Source organism: Nocardia terrae, from assembly GCF_009760405.1.
Classification (GTDB): Bacteria; Actinomycetota; Actinomycetes; order Mycobacteriales; family Mycobacteriaceae; genus Nocardia; species Nocardia terrae.
Genome location: NZ_WRPP01000001.1, coordinates 276,857 through 299,992, shown reverse-complemented (window position 1 = coordinate 299,992; position 23,136 = coordinate 276,857). Strand labels below are relative to the sequence as shown.

17 protein-coding genes are annotated in these 23,136 nt (G+C 66.7%); 8 read left to right on the top strand and 9 right to left on the bottom strand.

What is annotated here, in order from left to right; genetic code table 11:
• Positions 1-21 precede the first annotated feature (21 nt).
• The 3 genes from GPX89_RS01245 to hsaA form a co-directional block, all read right to left on the bottom strand.
• Positions 22-1,080 (bottom strand): restriction endonuclease, encoded by a 1,059-nt coding sequence (locus tag GPX89_RS01245; RefSeq protein ID WP_157354648.1) that lies wholly within the window; start codon positions 1,078-1,080, stop codon positions 22-24.
• Between the two features lie 414 nt (positions 1,081-1,494).
• Positions 1,495-3,963 carry a tetratricopeptide repeat protein gene (locus GPX89_RS01240; RefSeq protein ID WP_157354647.1) on the bottom strand — a complete coding sequence of 823 codons (2,469 nt, stop codon included), beginning with the start codon at positions 3,961-3,963 and terminating at the stop codon, positions 1,495-1,497.
• A gap of 977 nt (positions 3,964-4,940) precedes the next feature.
• On the bottom strand, positions 4,941-6,110 hold the full coding sequence (gene hsaA, locus GPX89_RS01235; protein WP_157354646.1) for a 3-hydroxy-9,10-secoandrosta-1,3,5(10)-triene-9,17-dione monooxygenase oxygenase subunit: 1,170 nt from the start codon (positions 6,108-6,110) through the stop codon (positions 4,941-4,943).
• A 262-nt stretch (positions 6,111-6,372) separates the two neighbouring features.
• On the opposite strand from hsaA, the gene GPX89_RS01230 reads away from it, so the two are divergent.
• The gene (locus GPX89_RS01230; RefSeq protein ID WP_157386900.1) at positions 6,373-7,518 is read left to right on the top strand and encodes a Rieske 2Fe-2S domain-containing protein; all 1,146 of its coding nucleotides are present in this window, start codon (positions 6,373-6,375) and stop codon (positions 7,516-7,518) included.
• Positions 7,519-7,571: 53 nt separating this feature from the next.
• On the opposite strand, the gene GPX89_RS45260 is transcribed toward GPX89_RS01230, so the two are convergent.
• Together GPX89_RS45260 and ctaD are read right to left on the bottom strand one after the other, a co-directional pair.
• Entirely contained in the window at positions 7,572-7,703 is a 132-nt protein-coding gene (locus GPX89_RS45260; protein WP_268893240.1) for a hypothetical protein, read from the bottom strand.
• Positions 7,700-9,415 (bottom strand): aa3-type cytochrome oxidase subunit I, encoded by a 1,716-nt coding sequence (gene ctaD / locus GPX89_RS01225; protein WP_328601405.1) that lies wholly within the window; start codon positions 9,413-9,415, stop codon positions 7,700-7,702. Before ctaD ends, GPX89_RS45260 begins: the two co-directional genes overlap by 4 nt.
• Positions 9,416-9,837: 422 nt before the next feature.
• Here ctaD and GPX89_RS01220 point away from each other — a divergent pair, with 422 nt between their 5' ends.
• Both GPX89_RS01220 and GPX89_RS01215 read left to right on the top strand, forming a co-directional pair.
• Positions 9,838-10,560 carry a sigma 54 modulation/S30EA ribosomal C-terminal domain-containing protein gene (locus tag GPX89_RS01220; protein WP_328601404.1) on the top strand — a complete coding sequence of 241 codons (723 nt, stop codon included), beginning with the start codon at positions 9,838-9,840 and terminating at the stop codon, positions 10,558-10,560.
• Positions 10,557-12,275 carry a GAF domain-containing sensor histidine kinase gene (locus GPX89_RS01215; RefSeq protein WP_157354645.1) on the top strand — a complete coding sequence of 573 codons (1,719 nt, stop codon included), beginning with the start codon at positions 10,557-10,559 and terminating at the stop codon, positions 12,273-12,275. The genes GPX89_RS01220 and GPX89_RS01215 overlap by 4 nt, the downstream gene beginning before the upstream one ends.
• Before the next feature lie 26 nt (positions 12,276-12,301).
• On the opposite strand, the gene GPX89_RS01210 is transcribed toward GPX89_RS01215, so the two are convergent.
• Positions 12,302-13,042 carry a spermidine synthase gene (locus GPX89_RS01210; protein ID WP_157354644.1) on the bottom strand — a complete coding sequence of 247 codons (741 nt, stop codon included), beginning with the start codon at positions 13,040-13,042 and terminating at the stop codon, positions 12,302-12,304.
• Positions 13,043-13,158: 116 nt separating this feature from the next.
• Here GPX89_RS01210 and GPX89_RS01205 point away from each other — a divergent pair, with 116 nt between their 5' ends.
• The 4 genes from GPX89_RS01205 to GPX89_RS01190 all read left to right on the top strand — a co-directional run bounded on the left by GPX89_RS01205 (position 13,159) and on the right by GPX89_RS01190 (position 17,836).
• The gene (locus GPX89_RS01205) at positions 13,159-13,881 is read left to right on the top strand and encodes a serine hydrolase (RefSeq protein WP_157354643.1); all 723 of its coding nucleotides are present in this window, start codon (positions 13,159-13,161) and stop codon (positions 13,879-13,881) included.
• A gap of 21 nt (positions 13,882-13,902) precedes the next feature.
• Positions 13,903-14,664 carry an EI24 domain-containing protein gene (locus GPX89_RS01200; protein ID WP_157354642.1) on the top strand — a complete coding sequence of 254 codons (762 nt, stop codon included), beginning with the start codon at positions 13,903-13,905 and terminating at the stop codon, positions 14,662-14,664.
• Positions 14,665-14,730: 66 nt separating this feature from the next.
• Positions 14,731-16,200 (top strand): flavin-containing monooxygenase, encoded by a 1,470-nt coding sequence (locus GPX89_RS01195; RefSeq protein WP_157354641.1) that lies wholly within the window; start codon positions 14,731-14,733, stop codon positions 16,198-16,200.
• Between the two features lie 148 nt (positions 16,201-16,348).
• Positions 16,349-17,836: an FAD-binding oxidoreductase gene (locus tag GPX89_RS01190; protein ID WP_198347214.1), complete on the top strand. Its 1,488-nt coding sequence runs from the start codon at positions 16,349-16,351 to the stop codon at positions 17,834-17,836.
• Here GPX89_RS01190 and efeB read toward each other — a convergent pair whose 3' ends face one another.
• Positions 17,837-19,069 (bottom strand): iron uptake transporter deferrochelatase/peroxidase subunit, encoded by a 1,233-nt coding sequence (gene efeB, locus GPX89_RS01185; RefSeq protein ID WP_157354639.1) that lies wholly within the window; start codon positions 19,067-19,069, stop codon positions 17,837-17,839.
• Positions 19,070-19,091: 22 nt separating this feature from the next.
• The gene (gene efeU / locus GPX89_RS01180) at positions 19,092-21,152 is read right to left on the bottom strand and encodes an iron uptake transporter permease EfeU (protein ID WP_328601403.1); all 2,061 of its coding nucleotides are present in this window, start codon (positions 21,150-21,152) and stop codon (positions 19,092-19,094) included.
• A gap of 238 nt (positions 21,153-21,390) precedes the next feature.
• On the opposite strand from efeU, the gene GPX89_RS01175 reads away from it, so the two are divergent.
• A complete protein-coding gene (locus tag GPX89_RS01175; protein WP_157354637.1) occupies positions 21,391-22,617 on the top strand; it encodes an MFS transporter in 1,227 nt (408 codons plus the stop codon).
• Here the strand turns inward: GPX89_RS01175 and GPX89_RS01170 are convergent.
• A complete protein-coding gene (locus GPX89_RS01170) occupies positions 22,556-23,056 on the bottom strand; it encodes a GtrA family protein (RefSeq protein ID WP_235946759.1) in 501 nt (166 codons plus the stop codon). The two genes, GPX89_RS01175 and GPX89_RS01170, sit on opposite strands and share 62 nt — an antisense overlap.
• Positions 23,057-23,136 lie beyond the last annotated feature (80 nt).

Below are 23,136 nucleotides of genomic sequence, written 5' to 3'. Positions count from 1 at the left end.
ACTGGGCGGGCTCCCATGTTTTTACGCTGCGTCGGCAATCGGATTCGGTCCCCCTTCCGGACGGGGCAGGCCGAGCACGCGGTAGATGTCCTCGCCCCAGGTGGCCCAGCGTCGCAGGGCGTACTCGTCGATGAGGTAGATGTCGTACTGCCCGGCGAAGGCTGCAGCTTGAGCCGAGAAGGTGCTGTTGGTGACGATGATGGGGATGTCGGCTTTGTGATAGGGCCGCGCGGTGCCGTTGACCTGGTAGACCACATCGGGGCTGACGGGCTTGGACTGACGGAGTTTGCACTGTATGACAATTCGTCGGCCGTCCGGCGTCAAGGCGATCAAGTCTGCCCCGTGGTCGCGGGGTCCACCTCCATGACGGAGCAGCGTGAGACCGTCTCGTGCCGAAAGCTCGGCGATTATGGACTCGAATTCGGGGCCGTCACACTGCTGGAAATCGCGGTCTGACACACCTTTTCCGGAAGCGACGAACTCCGCGCGAAGCTTCTCGGTAGCGCGGGCCTCTTCGGCACGTGCGATGCACTGCTGGACCGCTTTGTTGAACCTCGCCACCAGTCCGAAGACGGAAGACCAAGTGGCGTAGATTGATTCGATCAGAGCTGGGTCATCCTTATCGAGGCTGAAAGTATCTACTTGGTTGCCGTCGTGGATCGTTCGCAGCTGTGCAAGTTGCGCAGTAACCGTGGTCTCGACTTCCCTGACCAACTGGATCTCGCGGTTGCCCTCGGCGATCAGCCAGTTCAGCAATTCACGCATCTCGCGACGGGTGAACTTGCACTCCCACCCGAACGGCACCGTACTGTCTCGCCGCTTTGTGGCGTCATCCACCGTCCGCTGCACCCACTCCCGGTCGGCACGCAGTTCGGACAGGGCATGGTTCGCGATGCGAATCTCCGAGACCGCAAGGTAGGCGGCCATGAGCGTGTCGAGATTGGCCTGGGCGATGCGCTTGCCCATGAGGCGACGAAGTCCCGCGTCCTTGTACTTGCGCGGCCAGACCGATTCCGGACGGGCGATAAAGGGAGTGTCGTTGGATTCGGTTGTGCGCGAAGCAGGCTGAGCGATGATCACGTCGGAATCTAGCCAGATCACACGGAGCGCGAACAAATTTCACAGGTGTGTTTTAGGCAATAGATTTCATTTCTATATGGTGGTCGGTTTTCAGTAAGTGCCGAAAGTAACAATTGGACAATCTCGATCGCGGACGAATTCCACTGCGCTCGAATGACACTCGCTGAGCGGTGACCGAATCTTTCTGGACGGCAGCACATTTGCTGATCTTGTACACGAATCGAGATACGCCGTACCCTCTCCCGTCGAGTCATCTGATTCGAGTCCGGCTGCGAGAAACGCCCGGCGGTCGAAACTACCCCTCTCGCTGGACGATGTTGGGTACCTTTATGTTCCGATCCATCGTCCTCTGCATGCCCACCGTCCTTTCATCTGGGTTTCCAGGCGTCAGCATGGGGCCACGCTATTGCCCGCTCAGGTTCCGCGACTACGTAGCCGAGCAAGGTTGCCGCGGATGAAGTGGGTACTGCGGTGGTCAGGGCCGACGGCGCGCTCAGTATCGGCCAGCACGCGTTCGTAGAGTCGACATGCCTCTGGTAGACGATTCGCGGCCTCATAGCCTTCGGCCAGGACGCAGCGAGCGACGAAAGTGTCGGGGTGGTCGGTACCGAACAGTCGCTCGCACTCGGTCAACGCCAATTCCAGGAGGGACAGGGCTTCGTCGAGCCGGCCTGATGACATGTAGGCCGTTGCGAGATTGTTTCGGGCGGTGAGGGTGTGGGGGTGGTCGATGCCCTGAATTCGTTCGCGGGCTTCGATGGTGAGCTCGAACAGCCGGATGGCTTCGTCGAGCCGACCCGAGGACTGGTAGGCCGCAGCGAGGTTGTTACGCGAGGTCAGGGTGTCAGGGTGATCGAATCCAAGGATTTGTTCGCGGGCTTCGAGGGTCCGCTCGAACAGCCGGATGGCTTCGTCGAGCCGACCCGAGGACTGGTAGGCCGCAGCGAGGTTGTTACGCGAAGTCAGGGTGGTCGGGTGGTCGATGCCCAGGATCTGCTCGCTGGCTTCGATGGTGAGCTCGAACAGTTGGATGGCTTCGGTGAGCCGTCCCGTCGACTCGTAGGCCGAAGCAAGGTTGTTGCGGGAGACGACGATGCTCGGATGATCGTTACCCAGCGCTTCTGCACTGTCGGCAAGAGCCCGCTCGTAGAGAGGAATAGCTTCGGTGAATCGACCTACGGAGCGGTAGGCATCTGCGAGGTTGTTGCGAGAGCTCAGTGTGTCGAGGTGGTTGATGCCCAGGATGCGCTCGCGGTCAGCGAGAGTGCGTTCATACAAAGGGATGGCCTCGGTGAATCGACCAACGGAGCGGTACGCAAGGGCCAGGTTGTTTCGGGAGGTAAGGGTGCGGGGATGGTCGGTGCCCGCAGTTCGCTCGCTGTTGATGAGAGCGCGTTCGATGTATTCGATCGCTCGCTCGTGCGAGCCTTGGTCGTCGAGAAACTCCCCGGTCAGGTTCAGTATGTCCGTGGTGGTTATAAGAAGATTCGTGTTGATGTCGTGATCGTGGTGCGCAACAAGGGTATCCACGTGCGGTAACAGGGTCCGCCAGGTTGCCCACGTGCTGGGGTGTGGGCGCTCGGGCAGGGCGCGGAGCAAAGCTGCCGCCGCGTCGGCGTGCGCGCATTCGAGCGCAGCTTCCGAGTATCGCGGATCATCGGGGTCAGGGGTTCGGGCCACCGCTTGCACGAGCCGGTGGACGGAAACGCTGGCCGTGCCCGGATCAGCAGAGATCATGTTGTAGGCAGTAAGCGCGCCGATCGCGGAGTGGATTGCGGGTGGGGCGGCCAATCCGTCGAACAGGGTGACGGGTATGGCTTCGGGGGCGAACCAGGCCAGTCTTTGAAGAATGTTGGTGGCCGTGGGGTGGTTGGTCGTTACTCTGTCGAGCGTCACGTTCCAGATGCGGGCGATTGTGCGTTCAGGATCGATTACTTCGGCTCCGTGCTCGAACATGTCGGCCGGGTACTGGGACAGCATGGTGAGGTAGTCGTGGGGTGTGAGGAGCGGGTTTTGTGCAAGGTAGGCGCCCGCCTGATCGATGGCCAACGGCAGATGTCCCAAGGCCGTGCATAAGTCGGAGGCACCGTCGAGCTGTCGAGGCCCATCGGCGGTTATCGCGTCGATGAGCAAGGCGACGGATTCGGTTGGATCCAGCACATCGATCCGTACGATCGTGGCTGCGGTGTGCCAACCAGTCGCCCGACGACTGGTGATCACGATTCTGCCGCCATGGGCCCGAGCGAGAATCTCTGCGATATCGCGTTGGTTTTCGACGTTGTCGAGAACCAACAGCCACCCGCTGTGGGTCGACAACCATTGCAGCGCCCGCTCGGCAAGCTGCGCCACCGTCAATATATGCGCCAGCATCGGCTGGAGTGCTGTCGCAAACTCCGCCAGTCCGCGCTCGACACTGGCGGAAGTATCGGCGGTGATCCATCGCAGGGGTTCGTGGCCATGATCGCGGGTGGCCGCCCATTGAGCGACCAGCGTCGTCTTGCCGATCCCACCCAAACCGTGCACAGCCTGCACCAGCACTGGGCCCGACACCGACAGCGCGGCGTCAAGTCGCGCCAGTTCACGCTCGCGTCCGACGAAATGTGTCGGCTGCACCGGCAGGTTGTCGATTCCAGGCGGAGCGTCGACCTCGGCGATCGGCCGTAGGGCTTCGGGCGGCAGATTAACCACGCGAGCACCATCACCGGTCTGTACTGTCCCGACCGTGGAACCCGCGCCGATCGCGACCGACCGCGCACCAGCTGCATGTGTGCCCGCCTCTGAATCCAGCGCGGGACGTTCTGATGACTGGCTGTTCCTGCGCTTACCGGCAAACCATGGCACGTCAAGTTCGCTAGCTGTGATCACCAGTTGATATGTCGCCATCTGTGTTGCCCTCGACGACAACAGACCGCGCGCCCGCCGCTGTCACCGAACCGGGCACGGGCGAGCCCCCGCTTGACACCGTGCTATTCGGTGCCCCGGCCACCGTCGGGGCTCCGGTATTGCCTGTGCTGATCGAGCCGGTCGTGTTACCACGTACAGCCACACTGCGCTCACCCGTCGCAGTGATGGCCGCGGAAACAGAACTATCGGCTTGTCGTCGGAACTGCCACAACGACGCCCCGAACCCAATCACAGTCAGCCCGACGACGGCCAGCCACCACCACCATTTCGCCTCGCCACCCGTTGCCATGTTCACCGCGATCGCTGAGCCGGTGCCGACTACTGCTACCGCTGCGGTCGGCAGTGCTACGCGCCTCCATACGAACCCCGTCGAAGCCACCGGACGTCCCCTGTTCGCGCCGACCAATCCCTGCTGCTACAAGGCTAATCCCTCTCGGCTCAGCACGATCCGAAACAGAGACTCCCCGACCGATCATCGCCCGGCTGAATGGACTGTCGGACGCACCGTAATCCGACAGTCCCACCTTGGACTCAGCTTGATCAGTGGCGTAGTTCGGACTTAAGTCAACTAGAGCCAGCTAGATGGCACCGCCGACAAATCCGACGCACGACGACCGCCCTGTCACCGGAATCCGCAGTTCGCGGCGGGCCCGCGTCGTTGTGGATGTACGCGCCTCCCCGACAGTACGAACCGACACCGCACCAGACACCCGAACATTCTGGCCACACCGACTACATCAGTTGGCGAAACTCATTGACAACTTGACGGAATTCGCTCTCAGCTGCGTATTCTAGTGCACATGAACACGAGCCTCAGGCTCGTGGACCGGGTTTGGGTGTTCAAGTCCCGCCTCGCGCACTTCTTTCCGCTGGCGCGGGCCCCGCCCCCGCGGCCTCCCCGCTCCCCTTGCCCGGTCGCCCGTTTCAGATTCCGGCAACCTACTGGCGACCCCTCTCTAGTACATCCCCTCGGTGAGCGGGAGCCCGAAGGCGTGGGTGCCGTACATGACGTAGACGCGCTCGGCGTCGTTGGCGGCGTGCACCCGGCCGGCGTGTGCGTCACGCCAGAAGCGCTGCAGTGCCGTGCCTTCGGTGAGCGCGGTCGCGCCCGCCGCGTCGAACAGCCGATCGATGGAGGCGACCGCGCGGCCGGTGGCACGCGCCTGGTCTCGGCGGGCACGCATGCGAAGTTCGAGCGGAATATCCTGGCCCGCTGCCAGATACGCGTATTCCTCCGCGACATTGCCGGACAGCTGCCGCCATGCGGCGTCGATATCGCCGGCGGCCTCGGCGATGCGCACCTTGCCGAACGGGTCGTCCTTGGCCCGCTCGCCCGCGTACGCGGCGCGCATCCGTTTGCCCTGGTGCTCCACATGAGCGTCGTAGGCGCCGTAGGCCATGCCGACGATGGGTGTGGAGATGGTCGTGGGATGGATGGTGCCCCATGGCATCTTGTACACCGGATCGGTATTCCGTTCCAGGCCGGGCGATTTCAGCTCGCCCATGACGCCGAAGCCGAGGAAGCGATGTTTCGGCACGAAGACGTTCTCGACCACCACGGTGTTGGATCCGGTGCCACGCAAGCCGACCACATGCCACACGTCATCGATACGGTAGTCGGAGCGGGGAATGAGGAACGACCCGAAGTCGACCGCCTTGCCATCCTTGATCACCGGGCCGCCCACCACCACCCAGTCGGCATGGTCGCATCCCGAGGACCAGGCCCAGGCCCCGTTCACCAGGTACCCGTCGCCACCGTCGGTGACCACGCCCGCGCCCATGGGCGCGTAGGAGGACGCGACGCGCACGGTCGCGTCGGCGCCCCAGACGTCTTCCTGCGCTTGCTGATCGAACAGGGCTAGATGCCAGTTGTGAATGCCGAGAATCCCGGCCACCCAACCGGTGGAGCCGCACGCCGACGCGAGTTTGCGCACGGTGTCGTAGAAGACGGCCGGGTCGCAGGCATGCCCACCCCATTGCCGTGGCTGCAGCAGCGTGAAGAAGCCGGTCTCCTGCAAGTCCTTGATGGACGCGTCGGGGATACGGCGCAGGTCCTCGGTCTCTTGTGCGCGCTCGCGCAATGCCGGTAGCAGTGCCTCGACGCGATCGATGATGGCTTGGGTCATCTCGGTGGATACTCCTTGATCCGATCAGCGGGGCTACTCGCCCGCCCGCCAAAAACTAGAACTGGTTCTAGCAACTATGGATCATCGATAGCCTCGGCAGCATCGTGCCGATTAGCCAATACATTAGGGACTTTCGACCGTAGCGCGAAGGTCAAGCGGCGGCGATGCTGACACAGATCTATAACATGTTTCAGAGGAGGATCGGGTGGCGGCAAACTCTCCGCGGCAGGGCAGGCAGGTCCGTGAGATCGACGTGGGCTCCATGCCCGCCCGGTATGCCCGGGGCTGGCACTGCCTGGGTCCGGCGGCCACCTTCCGGGACGGAAAACCACACTCCGTCAACGCATTCGGCACCAAGCTCGTCGTCTGGGCCGACAGCACCGGAAAGCTCAACGTACTCGACGCCTACTGCCGTCACCTCGGCGGGGATCTGGCCATGGGACAGGTCAGGGGTGACGACGTCGCCTGCCCGTTCCACGATTGGCGCTGGAACGGGCAAGGTAGGTGCACCGGCATCCCGTACGCGCGCCGGGTGCCGCCGCTGGCGCGGACCCGTTCCTGGACCACCTTGGAGCGCAACGGTCAACTGTTCGTGTGGCACGACCACGAGGGCAACCCGCCGACCGACGAGGTGACCATCCCCTACATCCAGGGCCCGTACACCGACGCCGACGGCAATCATGCCGAAACCCACAGTGCCGCCTGGACGCCCTGGAACTGGAATTCGATCCTCATCGAAGGCTCCAACTGCCGCGAGATCATCGACAACATCGTGGACATGGCGCATTTCTTCTATATCCACTACGCCTTCCCGACCTACTTCAAGACCGTCTTCGAAGGCCACGTCGCGACGCAATATCTGAAGACCAAGGGCCGCCCCGACGCGCCCATGGCCGGCAAGTACGCCGGTGACACCCTGCTGGAGTCGGAAGCCTCGTATTTCGGGCCGTCGTACATGATCAACCCGCTGCTCAACATCTATGGCGGGTTCGAGGTCAACAGCGTCCTGGTGAACTGCCACTACCCGGTCACCCAGGATTCGTTCGTCCTGCAATACGGGATCACCCTGCGCAAACCGCAAGGCATTCCGGACGGTGCCGCCGACCGGCTGGCCGCGAAGATGGTCGAGGGCATCGGCGTCGGCTTCCTGCAGGACGTCGAGATCTGGAAACACAAGTCCAAGATCGAGAACCCGCTGCTGTGCGACGAGGACGGCCCGGTCTACCAATTGCGCCGCTGGTACGAGCAGTTCTATCGCGATGTCGCCGACATCGATCCGAAGTCACGGCAGCGCTTCGAATTCGAGGTCGACACCACCAAGGCCAATGAAGCCTGGGAGACCGAGGTGGCCGAGAACCTGCGCAGGACGCGGGACCGAAACAGCCTCGGCCCCGCCGCCATTCGGTGACCGAGGCGCGGGTCGTAGAACATTTCCTTGCGCACCCGTCGGAGTGTGGGCGGCTACGGGGGGACAGCCGCTCCACACGTCAGGATGATCAGCCCGACGATCAGCACCACACCGGTCAGCAATGCGATGAGTCCTTGCGGCAGCCGCGGCACACGGAAGGTCGACATCTCCGGTGGCCGTCTCATTTCGCCTCGACCGGTTCGGTCTCGACGACCCGGTGGGACTGGGCTCCCCAGCCGACGTGGGCCTCGGCGCGCATGCGGTCGACCATGTGCGGGTAGTGCAGCTCGAATGCCGGTCGCTCCGAACGGATTCGGGGCAGTTCGTAGAAGTTGTGGCGTGGTGGCGGGCAGGAGGTGGCCCATTCCAGGGAGTTGCCGTAGCCCCACGGGTCGTCCACGGTCACGACCTCGCCGTAGCGGGTGGATTTGAAGACGTTCCAGATGAACGGCAGCATCGACGCGCCGAGCACGAACGAGCCGATGGTGGACACCGTATTGAGCGCGGTGAATCCGTCCGAGGGCAGGTAGTCGGCGTAGCGGCGCGGCATGCCCATGTTGCCGAGCCAGTGCTGGGCCAGGAAGGTCAGGTGGAAGCCGAGGAAGGTGGTCCAGAAGTGCCACTTGGCCAGGCGTTCGTCCAACATCCGCCCGGTGATCTTCGGGAACCAGAAGTAGATGCCCGCGAAGGTGGCGAACACGACGGTGCCGAAGAGGGTGTAGTGGAAGTGCGCGACCACGAAATAGGTGTCGCTGATATGGAAGTCGAGCGGCGGAGAGGCGAGCAGCACGCCGGACAGGCCGCCGAAGAGGAAGGTCACCAGGAAGCCCAGCGAGAACAGCATGGGTGATTCGAAGGTCAGCTGTCCCTTCCACAGCGTGCCGATCCAGTTGAAGAACTTCACACCGGTCGGGACCGCGATGAGGAAGGTCATGAACGAGAAGTACGGCAGCAGAACAGCTCCCGTCGCATACATGTGGTGCGCCCAGACGGCGATGGACAACGCCGCGATGCCGAGCGTCGCGTAAACCATTCCGGTGTAACCGAACAGCGGCTTGCGGCTGAAGACCGGGAAGATCTCCGACACGATGCCGAAGAACGGCAGCGCGATCACGTACACCTCGGGGTGGCCGAAGTACCAGAACAGGTGCTGGAACAGCATCACCCCGCCGCTGGCCGGGTCGTAGATGTGCCCGCCCAGGTGCCGGTCGTAGTAGAGCGCCAGCGCGGCGGCGGTCAGCAGCGGAAACACCAGCAGGATAAGAAAACTCGCGACGACGACGTTCCAGGTGAAGATCGGCATCCGGAACATCGTCATGCCCGGGCAGCGCAGGCACACCACCGTGGTGAGCATGTTCACCGCACCCAGGATGGTGCCCAGACCCGAGACGCCCACGCCGATGATCCACATGTCCGCGCCGACGCCGGGCGAGTGGATGATGTCGGACAGCGGCACATAGGCGGTCCAGCCGAAGTCGGCCGCGCCGCCGGGGGTGACGAAGCCCGCGGTCGCCAACGTCGCGCCGAACACGTAGAGCCAGTAGCTCAGGGCGTTCAAGCGCGGAAAGGCCACATCGGGCGCACCGATCTGCAAGGGCAGCAAGATATTCGCGAATCCGAAGATGATCGCCGTCGCGTAGAACAGCAGCATGATCGTGCCGTGCATGGTGAACAGCTGGTTGAACTGTTCGGGCGAGAGGAACTGCATGCCCGGCCGCGCCAGCTCGACGCGCATCAGCAACGCCATCAGCCCCGCGATCATGAAGAACGCCATCGAGGTCACCAGATACATGACGCCGAGCACCTTGGGGTCGGTCGTGGTGACCATCCGGTAGACGAACGATCCCTTCGGCCCGCGCCGCGCCGGATACGGGCGCGCGGGCGCCGGAACCTCCACCGGCCCAGCGGGTCTCGATAGTCGCTCAGGAGTTGAAGCAGTCAAGAATCCTCCTCGGGACGGTCCGGAGCCCCTCATTCGCCCCGGAACCAGCGATCGACACGCAAAGCACCCGAAAGGTAATCGGAGGGCTATCGCCTCGAACATGCCCGAAGGCCGAATGGTGACCAATGATCGACAGATCGGGACTTTCGTCCTCCGCAGGGCCCACGCGACACGAACCGGGCACAGCGACCCTCACCTGCTTGCGTGATATAGAAAATCGATAATTAGACAATCAGGGGACCTAAGACCCTATTTCAGCACCGGATACCGGCCGAAGCTGATCTTTCAGACAGTGTCCAGGTGTCGAGAACAGGGAGGTCCGAGCGGTGCTACCCGAGGCGGAGCCATGGTCGTCGAGGTTCTTCCCGGAGGTTGTCGTGCTCGCTCGCGGGCGAGTGCGAGTGCTCGAGGGCGAACGCGTCGCGGGCGCGATCGGACGGATGCTCGAGCGGTTTCACGTCACCAGCGGCGTGCGGGTCCGGGTCGCGTCGGCGAACTGCGAGGACGGGCCGATGCTGGTGCAGGCCAATCTGCGCATCGCCGGGAACGCGGCCCGCATGCAGTCGCTCACCGGCGGGCACAGCAATATCTTTCCCGCGGTATCGCGCCTGGAACACCAGATCAGATGCCTGTCCGGGCCGTGGCGGCCGCGGGCCTGGCCGGAGGACACTCGGCGGCCACTGACCCTGCCCGGCCGCAATCCGATCGCCCGCCGCAAGGCGGTGCCGCTGCGGACACTGGATCCGCTGGCGGCAGTGCAGCTCATGGACGCCATGGACTACGACGTCCACCTGTTCGTCGACGCCGAGACCGGCGAGGACGCCATCGTGTACCGGGCCGGGCCCAGCGGACTGAAGCTCGCCAGGCAGCATCACGTGAATCCCCCTGACTCGCAACCGGATTCCGAGCGGTTGACGATCAGTCCGGTCCCGGCACCGGTGTCGGCCGAAGCCGATGCCGTACACCGATTGTGCGATCACGGACTGCCGTTCCTGTTCTACACCGACCGCGACACCGGCCGCGGTCATCTGTTGTACCGCCGCTACGACGCCGATCTCACGCTCGTCACACCCGCCACCGACCGTGCGTCGCGACCATGACTCCCGGTTCCCGAAGCGAGTCGTATTCGGTGCGTGAGACCCTGTCGCAGCTGCGGCTGCGTGAGTTGCTGGCGGAGGTCAAGGACCGCATCGAGCAGATCATCGACGCGCGTGATCGCATGGACGGCCTGGTCGAGGCCATGCTCACCGTCACGTCCGGGCTGGATCTCGATGACACGCTGCGGACCATCGTGCACACGGCCACCAGCCTGGCCGACTGCCGTTACGGCGCATTGGGCGTGCGCGGGTCCGACACACGGCTGGCCGAATTCATCTACGAGGGCATCGACGCGGACACTCGCACCCTCATCGGCGACCCGCCCCACGGGTACGGGGTGCTCGGGCTGTTGTTCAGCGAGCCGAAGCCGATCCGGCTGGCGAACATCGCCGATCACCCGGCCTCGGTCGGGTTTCCCGAGCATCATCCGCCGATGCGCACCTTCCTCGGCGTACCGGTCCGCATCCGCAACGAGGTCTTCGGAAACCTTTATCTCGCAGAGAAATCCGGCGGACAGCGTTTCACCGAGGACGACGAGGTGCTCGTCCAGGCCCTGGCGGCCGCGGCGGGCACCGCCATCGACAACGCCAACCTCTACGAGGCCTCGCGCACTCGTCAGGCCTGGATCGAGGCCACCCGCGACATCTCCACCGAATTCCTGGCGGGCACCGAGGCCGCCACCGTGATGGCGCACCTGGTCGAACACGCCCGCGCCCTCACCAAATCCCAGCGCACCTTCCTCGCTGTCACCGAGGAACCCGTGGAGGCTCCGGCGGATATCACCGAGCTGCGGATCATCCAATGGTCAGGTCCCGGTGAAGGTCCCAGCACCGCGGCGATCCGCACCGTCGACACCGCCATCGGACGCGTCTTCACCGAACGCACCCCACTGCGATTCGACGACCCCCGCGAGATCGACCTCGGCAAGCCGCTCCGCGATCCGGGCCCGACGCTGATCCTGCCCCTGCACACCCCGGAGTCGGCGCTGGGGGTGCTGGTGATGATCCGCCCCCTCGACGCTCCCCGCTATTCCGATGAAACCCTGGAACTGGCAGCGGCATTCACCGAACAGGCGGCATTGGCGATCCAGCTCGCGGGCTCCCAGCAGCGCATGCGCGAGCTCGACGTGCTCACCGATCGCGACCGCATCGCCCGGGACCTGCACGACCACGTCATCCAGCGGCTCTTCGCCGCCGGACTGAGCCTGCAGGGCACGCTCGGCCGAGCCCAGTCCGACGAAGTGCGGCAACGCCTTTCGGATGTCATCGGCGACCTGCAGGGCGTGGTCCAGGAGATCCGCACCTCCATCTTCGACCTGCACGGCGGCACCGGTAGCAGCACCCGCCTACGCCAACGCCTCGAGCACGTCCTCGCCCAGCACACCACCGACACCGAAATCCGGACCTCACTACGAATCTCCGGTCCCTTGTCGGTGATCGAACCGGAACTGGCCGACCACGCCGAAGCCGTTGTCCGAGAGGCGGTATCCAACGCCGTCCGCCACTCCGGCGCCCATACCCTCACCGTGCAAATAGGCGTCGCGGACGACCTCAGCATCCTCGTCTCCGACGACGGCCGCGGCATCCCCGACGACATCACCCCCAGCGGATTGACCAACCTCGCCGACCGCGCCCACCAAGCCGGCGGAACATTCGCGACCCTCAACGGCCTGGACGACACCGGCACCCGCCTACGCTGGTCCGTACCCCTGCGCTGAGCAGGCTCACCAGAAGTCTGCGCGTCTCATCCCAGCGGGATTTCCGCGGATACGCGGGCCGGGGGGAAGGCGTCCTCGATGCGGCGGTGCAGGGTGTCCAGGGGGAGGGGGACGCGGGCGGCGGCCAGCACCTGGTTGCCGGTGTAGCCGGCGAATACGTCGCCGTCGAGGAGGGCGCGGTGGGGGAACGCCTTGCGGATTTCGTCCAGGTGGTGGCGGGTGCCGACCAGATTCAGGAGGTAGATGCCGTCGGGGCGCAGGACCCGAGCCACCTCGGCGGTGAAGTCGGGGCCGGTGATGCCCGCAGCCATTCGGAGGCCCTCGAACGCGTCGGCGATCAGCAGGTCCGCGGAAGACGCCGGGAGGGTGGCGATTTCGGTCAGCCCGTCGCCGAGCCTGAGGTCGACGCCCGGGATGGAGCGCAGGCCGAGGCGATCGTCGACGAACTTGGCCAGCGCCTCGTCGGCCTCGATGATCAGGTGCCGGGAGCCGGGGCGGACGGCGGCGAGGTAGCGCGGGAAGGTGGCGCCGCCGCCGCCGATGTGCACGACGTCCAGCGGGGCGTCGGACGGGTCCAGGGAATCGACCACGTAGCCCAGGTAGCGGACGTAATCGAGTTCGAGGTGGGTCGGGTCGTCGAGATCCACGTAGGACTGGGCGATCCCATTGACGGTCAGCAGCCATCCACCCGGGCGATCGGGGTCGGGGCGCAGCTCGGCGAGACCGAACCGCACCTCGCGGGTCCCGGGTTCGGGCCAGTTACTCATCCGTCCATGATCGCAGGGCCGCTTCCTGTCACATTCTCCCGGCGCCGTCGGTCAACAGAGCGAACCCACGAAAGTGGGCGCACGCGGCCGCCGCCGAATTCGTCGTTCCCACAGGGTTGCTCGACGACTTCGCGGCACTGCGGGCACAGGCGCACGGCAAACTCGGGCTGGCTCTGCTGCCGGTGGGCGGCAATCATCCTGCGGTTCTCGGTGATTGGAGCAGCGGTGTCGCCTGGTCGACGATCAAGGTGCCGCTGGCGATCGCGGCGCTGCGACGACATTCCGATGTTTCCGAACAGGTCGGCTCGGCGATCACCGCCTCCGACAACGGGGCGGCCTCGGCCCTGTGGCAGTCGCTGGGCACCCCGCAGGCCGCCGCGACGGCCGTCGAACAGGTCCTGCACGAGGCCGGGGACACCACCACCGACGTCGCCGACCGGCACAATCCCGCCAATGCCGACTGGGCAAGCGACTCACTGGCTTTCGGCTCCACGGTGTGGTCACTCTCCGATCAGGTGCGATTCGCCTCGCGCCTGCCGTGCCTGCCGCAGTCGGCGTCGGTGCTCGCCCTGATGGGCAAGGTCGTCGCCGAGCAGAGCTGGGGGCTGGGCGGATTCACCGGGGCGCGGTTCAAGGGCGGCTGGGGTCCCGACGACGCCACCGGCGCCTACACCGAACGCCAATTCGGCCTGGTGCGAACCCACTCCGGCACCCTCGCGGTCGCGGTGGCGGCGCTCCCGGACTCCGGCTCCTTCGAGGACGCGACGCTGTTGGTCTCCCGGGCCGTGGTCGTGCTCGCCGAGCACCTCGGACAGCTCTCCGGCGGTACCTGCCCCTAGCGCGGCCACTAGGGTTCCGGCATGCGCGATTTCGGGACCGGATTCCGGTACCTCCTTTCCGGACAACGCTGGATCCTGCGGCATCCGCGGCTCTACGGCCTCGGCATCGTGCCGGGGTTGATCACCCTGGTGCTCTATGTCGCGGCCCTGGTGGCGATGGTGGTGTGGGGCGCAGACCTGACCGACACCCTCACCTCGTTCGCCGACGGCTGGCCGAGCCCGTGGCTGGGGTTGTTCCGGGCACTGTTCACCGTGGCGCTGATCGCGCTCGTGGCACTGGTCGCGGTGCTCACTTTCACGGCGGTCACCCTGCTGATCGGACAGCCCTTCTACGACGCGATCTCCGAGCGGGTCGACCGGGCGGCCGCGCCGGACGGCCTCGCGCCCGAATCGAATCTGCCGCTCTGGCGCGAACTCTGGATCGCCCTGCGCGACGGCATCCGCATCCTGATCCGCGCGGTGCTGTGGGCGCTGCTGCTGTTCGTGCTCGGCTTCGTGCCCGTCGTCGGCCAGACCGTCGTCCCGGTCCTCGCCGCCTTCGTCACCGGCTTCTTCCTCACTCAGGAACTGACCGCCGTCGCCCTCGCCCGCCGCGGCGTGCAGGTTCGCGAACACCTGGCGCTGTTGCGCTCACGCCGCCCCTTGGCCTGGGGCTTCGGCCTCCCACTCGGCCTGGCGTTCCTCATCCCGGTGGTGGCGGTGTTCCTGATGCCGGGTGCGATCGCCGGGGCGACGCTGGTGGCGCGCGACCTGACGCGGGAGCCGATCCGGCTCGCCGATTGACATGCCCGCCCATTCCAAATACCGTCAGTATTTGAGTTCTGAAGGTATCCAACAAGGAGGTTGGGGATGGGCGCGCCACGGCAGCCTCGTATCGTGATCATCGGGGCCGGCGTGTCCGGGATCGCGAGTGCCATCACTTTGCAGCGCAACGGTTTCCACGACTTCGTGATGTTGGAGAAGGGGTCCGATGTGGGCGGGGTCTGGCATTGGAACCATTACCCGGGGCTGACCTGCGATGTGCCTTCGCAGCTGTACCAATTCGGGTTCGACCCCAAGCCGGACTGGTCGCATGTGTTCGCACCCGGGCCGGAGATCCAGCGGTATCTGGCCGATGTCGCGCGGCGGCACGGACTGCTGCGGTCGCACGTGCGGCTGAATTCCGAGGTGGTGGCGACGACCTTCACCGGGACCGAATGGCAGGTGGAGACCGCCGACGGCACCCGCTATGAGGCCGACTTCGTCATCGCGGCCACCGGCGTCCTGCATCATCCGGCGGTGCCGGACATCCCGGGGCTCGGGGATTTCACCGGCGACGTGCTGCACACCGCGCGCTGGGACGACGCCGTCCCGACCGCCGGGCGGCGGATCGCCGTGCTCGGTACGGGATCGACCGGCGTGCAGGTGGTTTCGGCCCTGCAGCCCGACGCACAGCACATCACGCACTTCGTGCGCAGTCCGCAATGGGTCATCTGGGCGCCGATGTGGCTGCCGCAGCCCGCACTCGTCAGCGGATTGCTGAACCGGATGCCACAGGTGAACCGCGCACTGTACCAGGCGGGCATGGCCGGAGCCAAGCTGTTCACCGATGTCGTCACCCGCCCCAGCTGGCGTCGGCGCGCGGTCCAGCGCTACGCCCGCCTGAGCCTGCGCGCACAGATCTCCGAACCTGAACTGCGCGAACAGCTCACGCCCGACTACGAGCCGCTGTGCAAGCGCCAGGTGCTGTCCGGCAGCTACTACCGCGCCCTGCGCGCCCGCAATGCCGAGCTGGTCACCACGGCCATCGACGAGGTGACCGCCACCGGTATCCGCACCGCCGACGGCCGCCACCACGAGGCCGACATGATCGTGCTCGCCACCGGATTCCGGGCACACGATTACATGCGCCCCATGAATCTCACCGGGCGCGAAGGCGTTTCGATCGACGACGCGTGGGCCAAGGGTCCGCGGGCCTACCGCATGACCGCCATCCCGGGGTTCCCCAACCTCTTCACGGTGCTCGGCCCGCACTCCCCCACCGGCTCGATCCCGCTGCACCACGCCGCCGAGGTGACCGCCCGCTACATCACCCGCTGGATCCGGCGCTGGAGCGCAGGCGAATTCGACACCGTCGAGGTCACCGAGGAGGCCACCGGTCGGTTCGAATCCGAGGTCGCCGAGGCCATGGGACCGACCGTGTGGAACACCGGATGCAACTCCTGGTACTTCACCGAGGGCGGCAGCATCGACCTGCTGCCCTTCGATCGCGCCACCATGGAGTCCATGCTCGACGAGCCCGACGACCGCGACTTCCACCTGCGCGTGCGCGCCACGTAATCGGACCCGCCGCGACTCGCCGATCTTTCGGTCACGGTTGCCTGTGAATTGCCTTAGGCGTAGCTCGAAGTCACGCCCGCCCGCCCTGGGCTCGGCACAATTACTCGACATGGTATTTTTCCGGCTCGCGACCCGGACTGGAGGATACATGCGCAGAGCGAGGGCCAACCCGATCACGGGCGCCGCGGGCGGCGGCTTCTCGCGCGGCGCCTTCCTGTGCGGGGCGGCCGGAATCGCGCTGGCCGGGTGGGGATTGACCGGCCATTCCGACGCCGATCCGGTCTCGAACTCCTCCGGTCCGGCTGTGGCGAAACCGAATTGGACCAAGCTGGAGCGCCGGATCCGAGGCCGCGTGGTCCGCGTCGGTGACGTCGACTACGGATCGGCGAAGCAGGTATTCAACACCCGCTTCGACAACGAAACACCCGCCGCCGTAGTGCAAGTCGCGAACACCGATGATGTGGTGGCTGCCCTGGCCTTCGCCGCGAAGTATCACCTCCCGGTGGCCGCGCGCGCCGGCGGCCACTCCTACGCCGGGGTCTCGACCGCGACCGACGCCCTGATCATCGACGTCCGGCAGCTCACCGGCGTGAATGTCAATGCCGGGCAGGCGATTATCGGCCCCGGCCACACGCTCTACGAGGTCTACCGCGAACTCGACCGGTCGGGTCTGGCCATTCCGACCGGCATGTGCCCCGATGTCGGCATCACCGGGCTCACGCTCGGCGGCGGCCTCGGCTTCGAATCCCGCTCCTACGGCCTCACCTGTGACCGGCTCACCGGCGCGACTCTGGTGCTGCCCGACGGCACCGTCGCGGAGGTCTCGGCCACCTCCCGACCGGACCTGTTCTGGGCATTGCGCGGCGGCGGTTCGCTGTTCGGCGTGGTCACCTCCCTCACCTTCGACACCATCCCGGCGACCCCGAAAGACCTTGTCCAGCTGACCTTCCCGGGCGAGAAAGCGGCCCGGGTGATCGCCGGATGGTCCACCTGGCTGCGCTCCGCCGACCGCGGCCAGTGGGCCGATGTGAGCATCGACGCCGACGGCGACGGCAACGTGGACTGCTGGATGCAAATGGTCTGCCCGGCCGGAACCGGTCCTCGGGCCGCCGCCTCGCTGACCGACGCGATCGGCGTGCATCCGCTGACCCTCGACACCCAAACCCTCGAGCACATGGACGCCATCACGCAACTCGCGGGCGGCGCGCCCACCATGCCCCGCGCGAGTTTCACCAACGGCTCCGACGTCGTCACCGATCTCACTCCCGACGCCATCGACCGCATCATCGAGGCCATCACCACCTTCTCCCGGGCGGGCGGCACCGGTTGGGTCCAGATCAACACCCTCGACGGTGCGATCCGCGACACCGGCCCCACCGCCACCGCGTTCCCCTGGCGCTTCCACGCCGCCCTGGTCGAATGGGGCGCCTACCAACCGATCCCGCACGACACCGCACTGAACTGGGTCACCGCGGCGCACAAGCTCTTCGCGCCGGTCTCGGCGGGCGCGTACGCCAACTACCTCGAACCCGGCGATGCCCTGGCCCGCTACTACGGCCAGAACTATCCGCGCCTGGCGAAGCTGCGCCGAACCATCGACCCCGGCAATCGAATTCACACGGTGCTGACGGCGTGATCAGCTCAGCAGCGTGCGGGCGTACCAGTCCCGGTCATCGCGGACGCCGGGCAGGGTGAAGAAGTACCCGCCCCCGAAGGGCTGCACGTAGTCGGTCAAAGGCTCACCGGCCAAACGGGTTTGGATCGTCTCGAACTGGCGCTGGATGTCCTGCTGGAAGCAGGTGAAGATGTGTCCCGCCGACATGTTGCCGTTGGGGTCGATGCCGAGGTCGTAGTTGTAGGAGCGCCGCAGCAGCTGCTGGTTGTCGGTCTCCGGGGTGCGCGGATTGGCCAGGCGGATATGGGCCTTGGCCGGGGTGACCGTGGAATCCGGATCCGCCGCGAAGTTCGGGATATCGGTTTCCTTGGTGCCGTCCAGCGGCGCGCCCGACTCGCGCCGCCGCCCGAACATGTTCTCCTGCTCCGCGATCGAGACCCGATCCCAGAATTCGACCAGCATGCGAATGAGCCTCACCACCTGGTAGGTGCCGCCCTTGGTCCAGGCGGGCTCGTCGAGGCTGTCGACCCAGATCAGCTCCGACGCCTTCGACCCGACCGGATTGGCCGTGCCGTCCTTGAAGCCGAGCAGATTGCGGCCGGTGCCCGACGGGCGGGCCGGGGAGTTGTATCCCTGGATTTTCCAGCGCAATTGGAGCGCTCCGCGCGTATGCCGGGTGATGTCGCGAATGGCGTGGTGCACGGTATCGGGGTTGTGCGCGCAGAACTGGATGAGCAGGTCGCCGTGCATCCAGGCCGGATCGGGCGAGTCGTCGGGGAAGGTCCGCATGGGCGTGAGGTGCGCGGGCTTGCGATCGGCGAGCCCGAAGCGCTGGTCGAACAGGCTCGCCCCGACACCGGTGGTGACGGTGAGCCCGTCCGCGGGGATGTCCGGACCCAGCACCGCGCTGTCGGCGGGCGGCTCACCGACTCCCAGATCCGGCGGCGGACCACCGGCGGTCAGCGCGCGGGCGCGGACGGTGAGCGTCTTCATGAGCTCGGTCAGCTCCGCTCGACCGGCGGCGGTGACATCGAAGGCCGCGAAGCACGAGGCGTTCTGCTTCCCGGCCGGGGCGGGCGTGAGAATGCCCGACTGATGCTCCCCGTGGAACGGGAAAACCGGTGTGGCCGTGGCGGGCCCGCCCGCGGCGGCGGCGTCGACCCGGGCGCCCTCGGCGAGCACGCCCGCGGTCAGAGCGGTCCCGGCCGCGCCCGTGGCGGCGCCGGAGAGGAAGCGTCGGCGGCTGACAGTCATGGTGTGGTGTCCTTCGTGGGAGTCAGTTCGCTCGGGTTTCCAGCAGCCGCGGCACGCGATCCAGCGATTCCAGCGCGGCACCGATCGCGGCGAGCACCGCCTGCCGGTTCGCCTGCGGCGTCTGCGCGGGGGCGCGCCAGCGGCCGTTGTCCTGGGTGGCCAGCAGCGCCGTGCGCAGCCGGTCGAGCTTCGCGTTCAACTCGGGCCGCAGCTTCGGGTCGCGCTCGTCCAGCGGCGCGCCGAGCTGATCGAGCACGACCCGGGTGACCTCGACATCGGCCAGCGTCATCGGATAGGCGGCGCCGCCGCCCAGATCGTCCAGCCCCGAGAGATGGTCGCGCAGCGCGTCTTCCAGGATCTCGTGCGCGCGAACGGGCAGGGTGGTCGGATCGCCCGCGATATCGGTGCTGGTCAGGTTGTCCCCGATCGCGGCGATATCGGCGCCGAGCCGATCGACCACGGGCAGCAGTTGATCCGTGCCCTGCCCGTGCCACAGCCCGTACTCCAGCCGGTGCAGACCGGTGAAATCCGGATCGGCGACACCGCCGGGCAGTCCCGAGGGCAGTCCGGACACCTTGGTCCCGGCATCGCCGAAGCTGTTGTAGGACGCGCCGACCCGCTCCCACTCCTGCTGCGCGAGCAGCCAATCGGCCTGCGCGGCGGGCAGATTGTTCGCCCTCAGATCCCGGCCGATAGAGCCGACCGCGCCGGTGAGCCGGGTCAGCACCTGCCGCACATACGCCTGGTAGGCGTCATTGGGAGCCCGAAGATCGCTGGTGCGAGCGGGTTTGAACGCCGGCGGCGCGTCGGTCTGCGGCCCGGTGGCCTGCACGCGCGGCGAGGACAGCGACGGGCTGCCCGACATCAGGCAGACGATGGTGTAGCTGCCCGGATTCAGGGTCGCGGTCAGCTCGGCGGTGGTGCCGGGACCGATGTTCTCGATCTCACCCACGATCGCGCCGTCGGCATTGACCAGATCGATCTCACCGGACTTGCCCGACGAATTGTGCACCGAGATGGTCTGCGTGCCGGTGCGCGCGGACGTCCATTCCGGAGCGCATGCGGCGGCGGTGACGGTGACCGTGCGCGCGCCGCTCGAATCCGCGGACGGCAGCAGCGCGATCGCGATTCCGGCCGCGAGCACCGGAACCAGCACCAGCACGGCTCCGACCAGCACCGGACGCGGTCCGGCGATCCGCTCCCACCAATCCGCGTGCGCGGGTTCGGTGTCCGGCTCGGGTGCGGCGGGCGCGGGAGCCTGTGCCCGGCCCGCGCGCATGAACAGCGGAATCACCGTGCCCAGGTAGGCGAGCCACGCGACCACCTGCAGCACCGTCATCTTCGGCGACAGATTGGTGATCCCGGTGATGATCGAGACCCACCAGGAGTTCGGGTCCACGTGCGCGGTCAGGTCGAAGGCGATCCAGCGCGCACCCGGCAGCCAGCCCGCCTCCTGCAGATCACCCAGCCCGTAGGCGAGCACGCCCGCGGCGATCACGATGAGCAGCACCGCGGTCCGATTGAAGAAGACGCCGAGGTTCAGCCGCACCGACTGCCGGAACAGCAACCAGCACAGCGCGAACGCGATCACCAGTCCGACCGCCGCGCCCACCACCGGCGCGGCCGTGGATCCGGCCGCCTTGACGGCGGTCCACACGAACAGCGTGGTCTCGAGCCCCTCGCGCCCGACGGCCAGGAACGCCGTCACCGCCAGCACGCCCGCGCCCAGCCCGGCGGCCCGCGCCACCTCGCCCCGCAACTGCCCCGACAGCGAGGCGCCGGTGCGCCGCATCCAGAAGATCATGGCCGTGACCAGTCCCACGGCCAGCACGCTCAGCACGCCCGCGACCGCCGCGCGCGCCGAACTGGTCAGCGCCGCGGTCGAATAGGTCAGCACGGCCGCGAAACTGGCCGCCACCGACACCGCCCCGAGCACACCCAGCCAGACGGGCGTGGTCGCGACCGGTCGCTCGGGTGTGGACAGCCGGCGCACGGCGGCCAGCAGGATGGTGACCACGAGACCCGCCTCGAGTCCCTCCCGCAGGCAGATCAGCAGATTAGGCACAGCCTCGGCAACGCTCACCGTGTGAAGGTAAGCCATACCTACCTGCCAGTCCATATCGGCGTGGTCACCGGCCGGTCATGGCCATGTCGGCGTTCATGTCCATCGAGCTCGACTCCTTCGAATTCGCACCGGTCCCGACGACCGGTTCGACCTCGACGATCGCAGCGCGCCTCCCGCGTCGATCAGAGTCCGAGGACCCGCTCGCGATGGCCGAAGTTCCCGCGACCGAACGGGTGCGCGCCGGTACGGTGCCGACATGGCCACCGAATCCGGTACCTCCACGCGCCTGCCCACGTGGCTGACCCCGAACCTCCGAGTCCTGTGCGGGGTCAGCTTTCTCGCCGACACCGCGAGCGAACTGGTGTACCCGATCCTGCCGATCTTCCTGACCACGATCCTGGGCGCGCCCGTGGCCGCGGTCGGGGTGGTGGAGGGGCTGGCCGAGGCCGCCGCGGCGGCCACCAAGATCGTGGCCGGGCGGCTCGGCGATCGCCGCCGCAAACGCCCGCTCATCGCGCTCGGCTACGCGCTGGCCGCGGTCGGCAAAGTCCTTGTCGCCGTGGCGGTCGTCTGGCCGATCGTGCTCGCCGGACGATGCGTGGACCGCTTCGGCAAGGGTGTGCGCAGCGCGCCGCGCGACGCCCTGCTCATGGTCGACGCCGACCCGGCCGCCAAGGGCAAGATCTTCGGGCTGCACCGCGCCGCGGACACCGCGGGCGCGGTGCTGGGCCCCGCGCTCGGGCTGGCCCTGTACGAACTGCTCGACCATCGGATGCGGCCTCTGCTGTGGATCGCGGTCGTGCCCGCCCTCGCCGCGGTGGCGCTGATCGCGGCGGTCCGCGAAAAACCTTCCACACCAGTCACTTCCGGTCCCGAAGTGGTCACCTCGACGACGCCGGAACCGCTGCCGGGGCGCCTGAAGGGCCTCATCGGACTACTGACGTTGTTCTCACTGGTGAACTTCCCGGACTCGCTGCTACTGCTTCGGGCCCATCAACTCGGATTGTCGGTGGCCGGGGTGATCGCCGCCTACATCGTCTACAACCTGGCCTACGCCCTGCTCGCCTATCCCGCGGGCGCGCTCTCGGACCGACTGCCCCGCCACCTCGTGTTCGCCGCCGGGCTGGCGTGTTTCGCCGTCGGCTATCTGGGTCTGGGACTGGTGTCCACGCCGGTCTGGGTCTTCCTGGTGCTGCCGATCTACGGCGGTTTCGCCGCCGCGACCGACGGCGTGGGCAAGGCCTGGATCGCCGACCTCACCCCGGTTGCCCGCCAATCCACCGCCCAGGGCCTCTATCAAGGACTGAGCGGCGGGGCCATCCTGGTCGCCGGGCTGTGGGCCGGCCTGGCCTGGCACGGCGACGGCCGAATCCCGCTGCTGATCTCCGGCGGCGTCGGCCTCGCCCTCGCGGCCGGGCTCGCTATCGGCGGCCGGGCAGCGTCCAGTTCCGGAAGACGATCCAGCGCATCGCCGAGTACATGAACAGCCCCTCGCCGAGGCCGCCGAGGATCCGGGCCAGACGATAGTCGAGTCCCAGGGCGGCGACCCCGCTGGTCACGCCGAGGATGAACAGCAGGTAATTGACCACGACCACAACGACATACACCGCGACCTGCGGCCCGACCGCCCCGTGCGACTCGAAATTGAGGGTTCGGTTGAGCAGATAGCTCAGGCCGAAAGCTGTGCAGTAGCCCCCGGTTACGGCGATCGGCAACGCCACCACGCCGTGCAGTGCGGTGAGGATCAGCAGATCCACGGTGAAGGTGCATCCGCTCACCAGCAGGTATCCGACGAAGGTCGGCGCGACGTGCCGCCGCAACCCGGCGGGCAGCAGCATCACCACCCGGTCGCACATCAGGTGGAACCAGCGCACCGCCCGGGGTGTCCGCGCCGACTCTTCGCCGTCGCGCACCGTCTCCATCCGCACCCGACCACGGTGGCATCGCCAAGTGACCCAGAGATGATCATTTGACCAACTTCATGGGGCGAGTGCCGGTAGCG

Coding starts and splice junctions, on each gene's coding strand:
- GPX89_RS01215 (WP_157354645.1), top strand. CDS start 10,557: ATGACTCCCGGTTCCCGAAGCGAGTCGTATTCGGTGCGTGAGACCCTG.
- GPX89_RS01230 (WP_157386900.1), top strand. CDS start 6,373: ATGCCCGCCCGGTATGCCCGGGGCTGGCACTGCCTGGGTCCGGCGGCC.
- efeB (WP_157354639.1), bottom strand. CDS start 19,069: ATGACTGTCAGCCGCCGACGCTTCCTCTCCGGCGCCGCCACGGGCGCG.
- GPX89_RS01240 (WP_157354647.1), bottom strand. CDS start 3,963: ATGGCGACATATCAACTGGTGATCACAGCTAGCGAACTTGACGTGCCA.
- GPX89_RS01170 (WP_235946759.1), bottom strand. CDS start 23,056: ATGGAGACGGTGCGCGACGGCGAAGAGTCGGCGCGGACACCCCGGGCG.
- GPX89_RS01210 (WP_157354644.1), bottom strand. CDS start 13,042: ATGAGTAACTGGCCCGAACCCGGGACCCGCGAGGTGCGGTTCGGTCTC.
- GPX89_RS01190 (WP_198347214.1), top strand. CDS start 16,349: ATGCGCAGAGCGAGGGCCAACCCGATCACGGGCGCCGCGGGCGGCGGC.
- GPX89_RS01195 (WP_157354641.1), top strand. CDS start 14,731: ATGGGCGCGCCACGGCAGCCTCGTATCGTGATCATCGGGGCCGGCGTG.
- GPX89_RS01175 (WP_157354637.1), top strand. CDS start 21,391: ATGGCCACCGAATCCGGTACCTCCACGCGCCTGCCCACGTGGCTGACC.
- hsaA (WP_157354646.1), bottom strand. CDS start 6,110: ATGACCCAAGCCATCATCGATCGCGTCGAGGCACTGCTACCGGCATTG.
- GPX89_RS45260 (WP_268893240.1), bottom strand. CDS start 7,703: ATGAGACGGCCACCGGAGATGTCGACCTTCCGTGTGCCGCGGCTGCCG.
- GPX89_RS01200 (WP_157354642.1), top strand. CDS start 13,903: ATGCGCGATTTCGGGACCGGATTCCGGTACCTCCTTTCCGGACAACGC.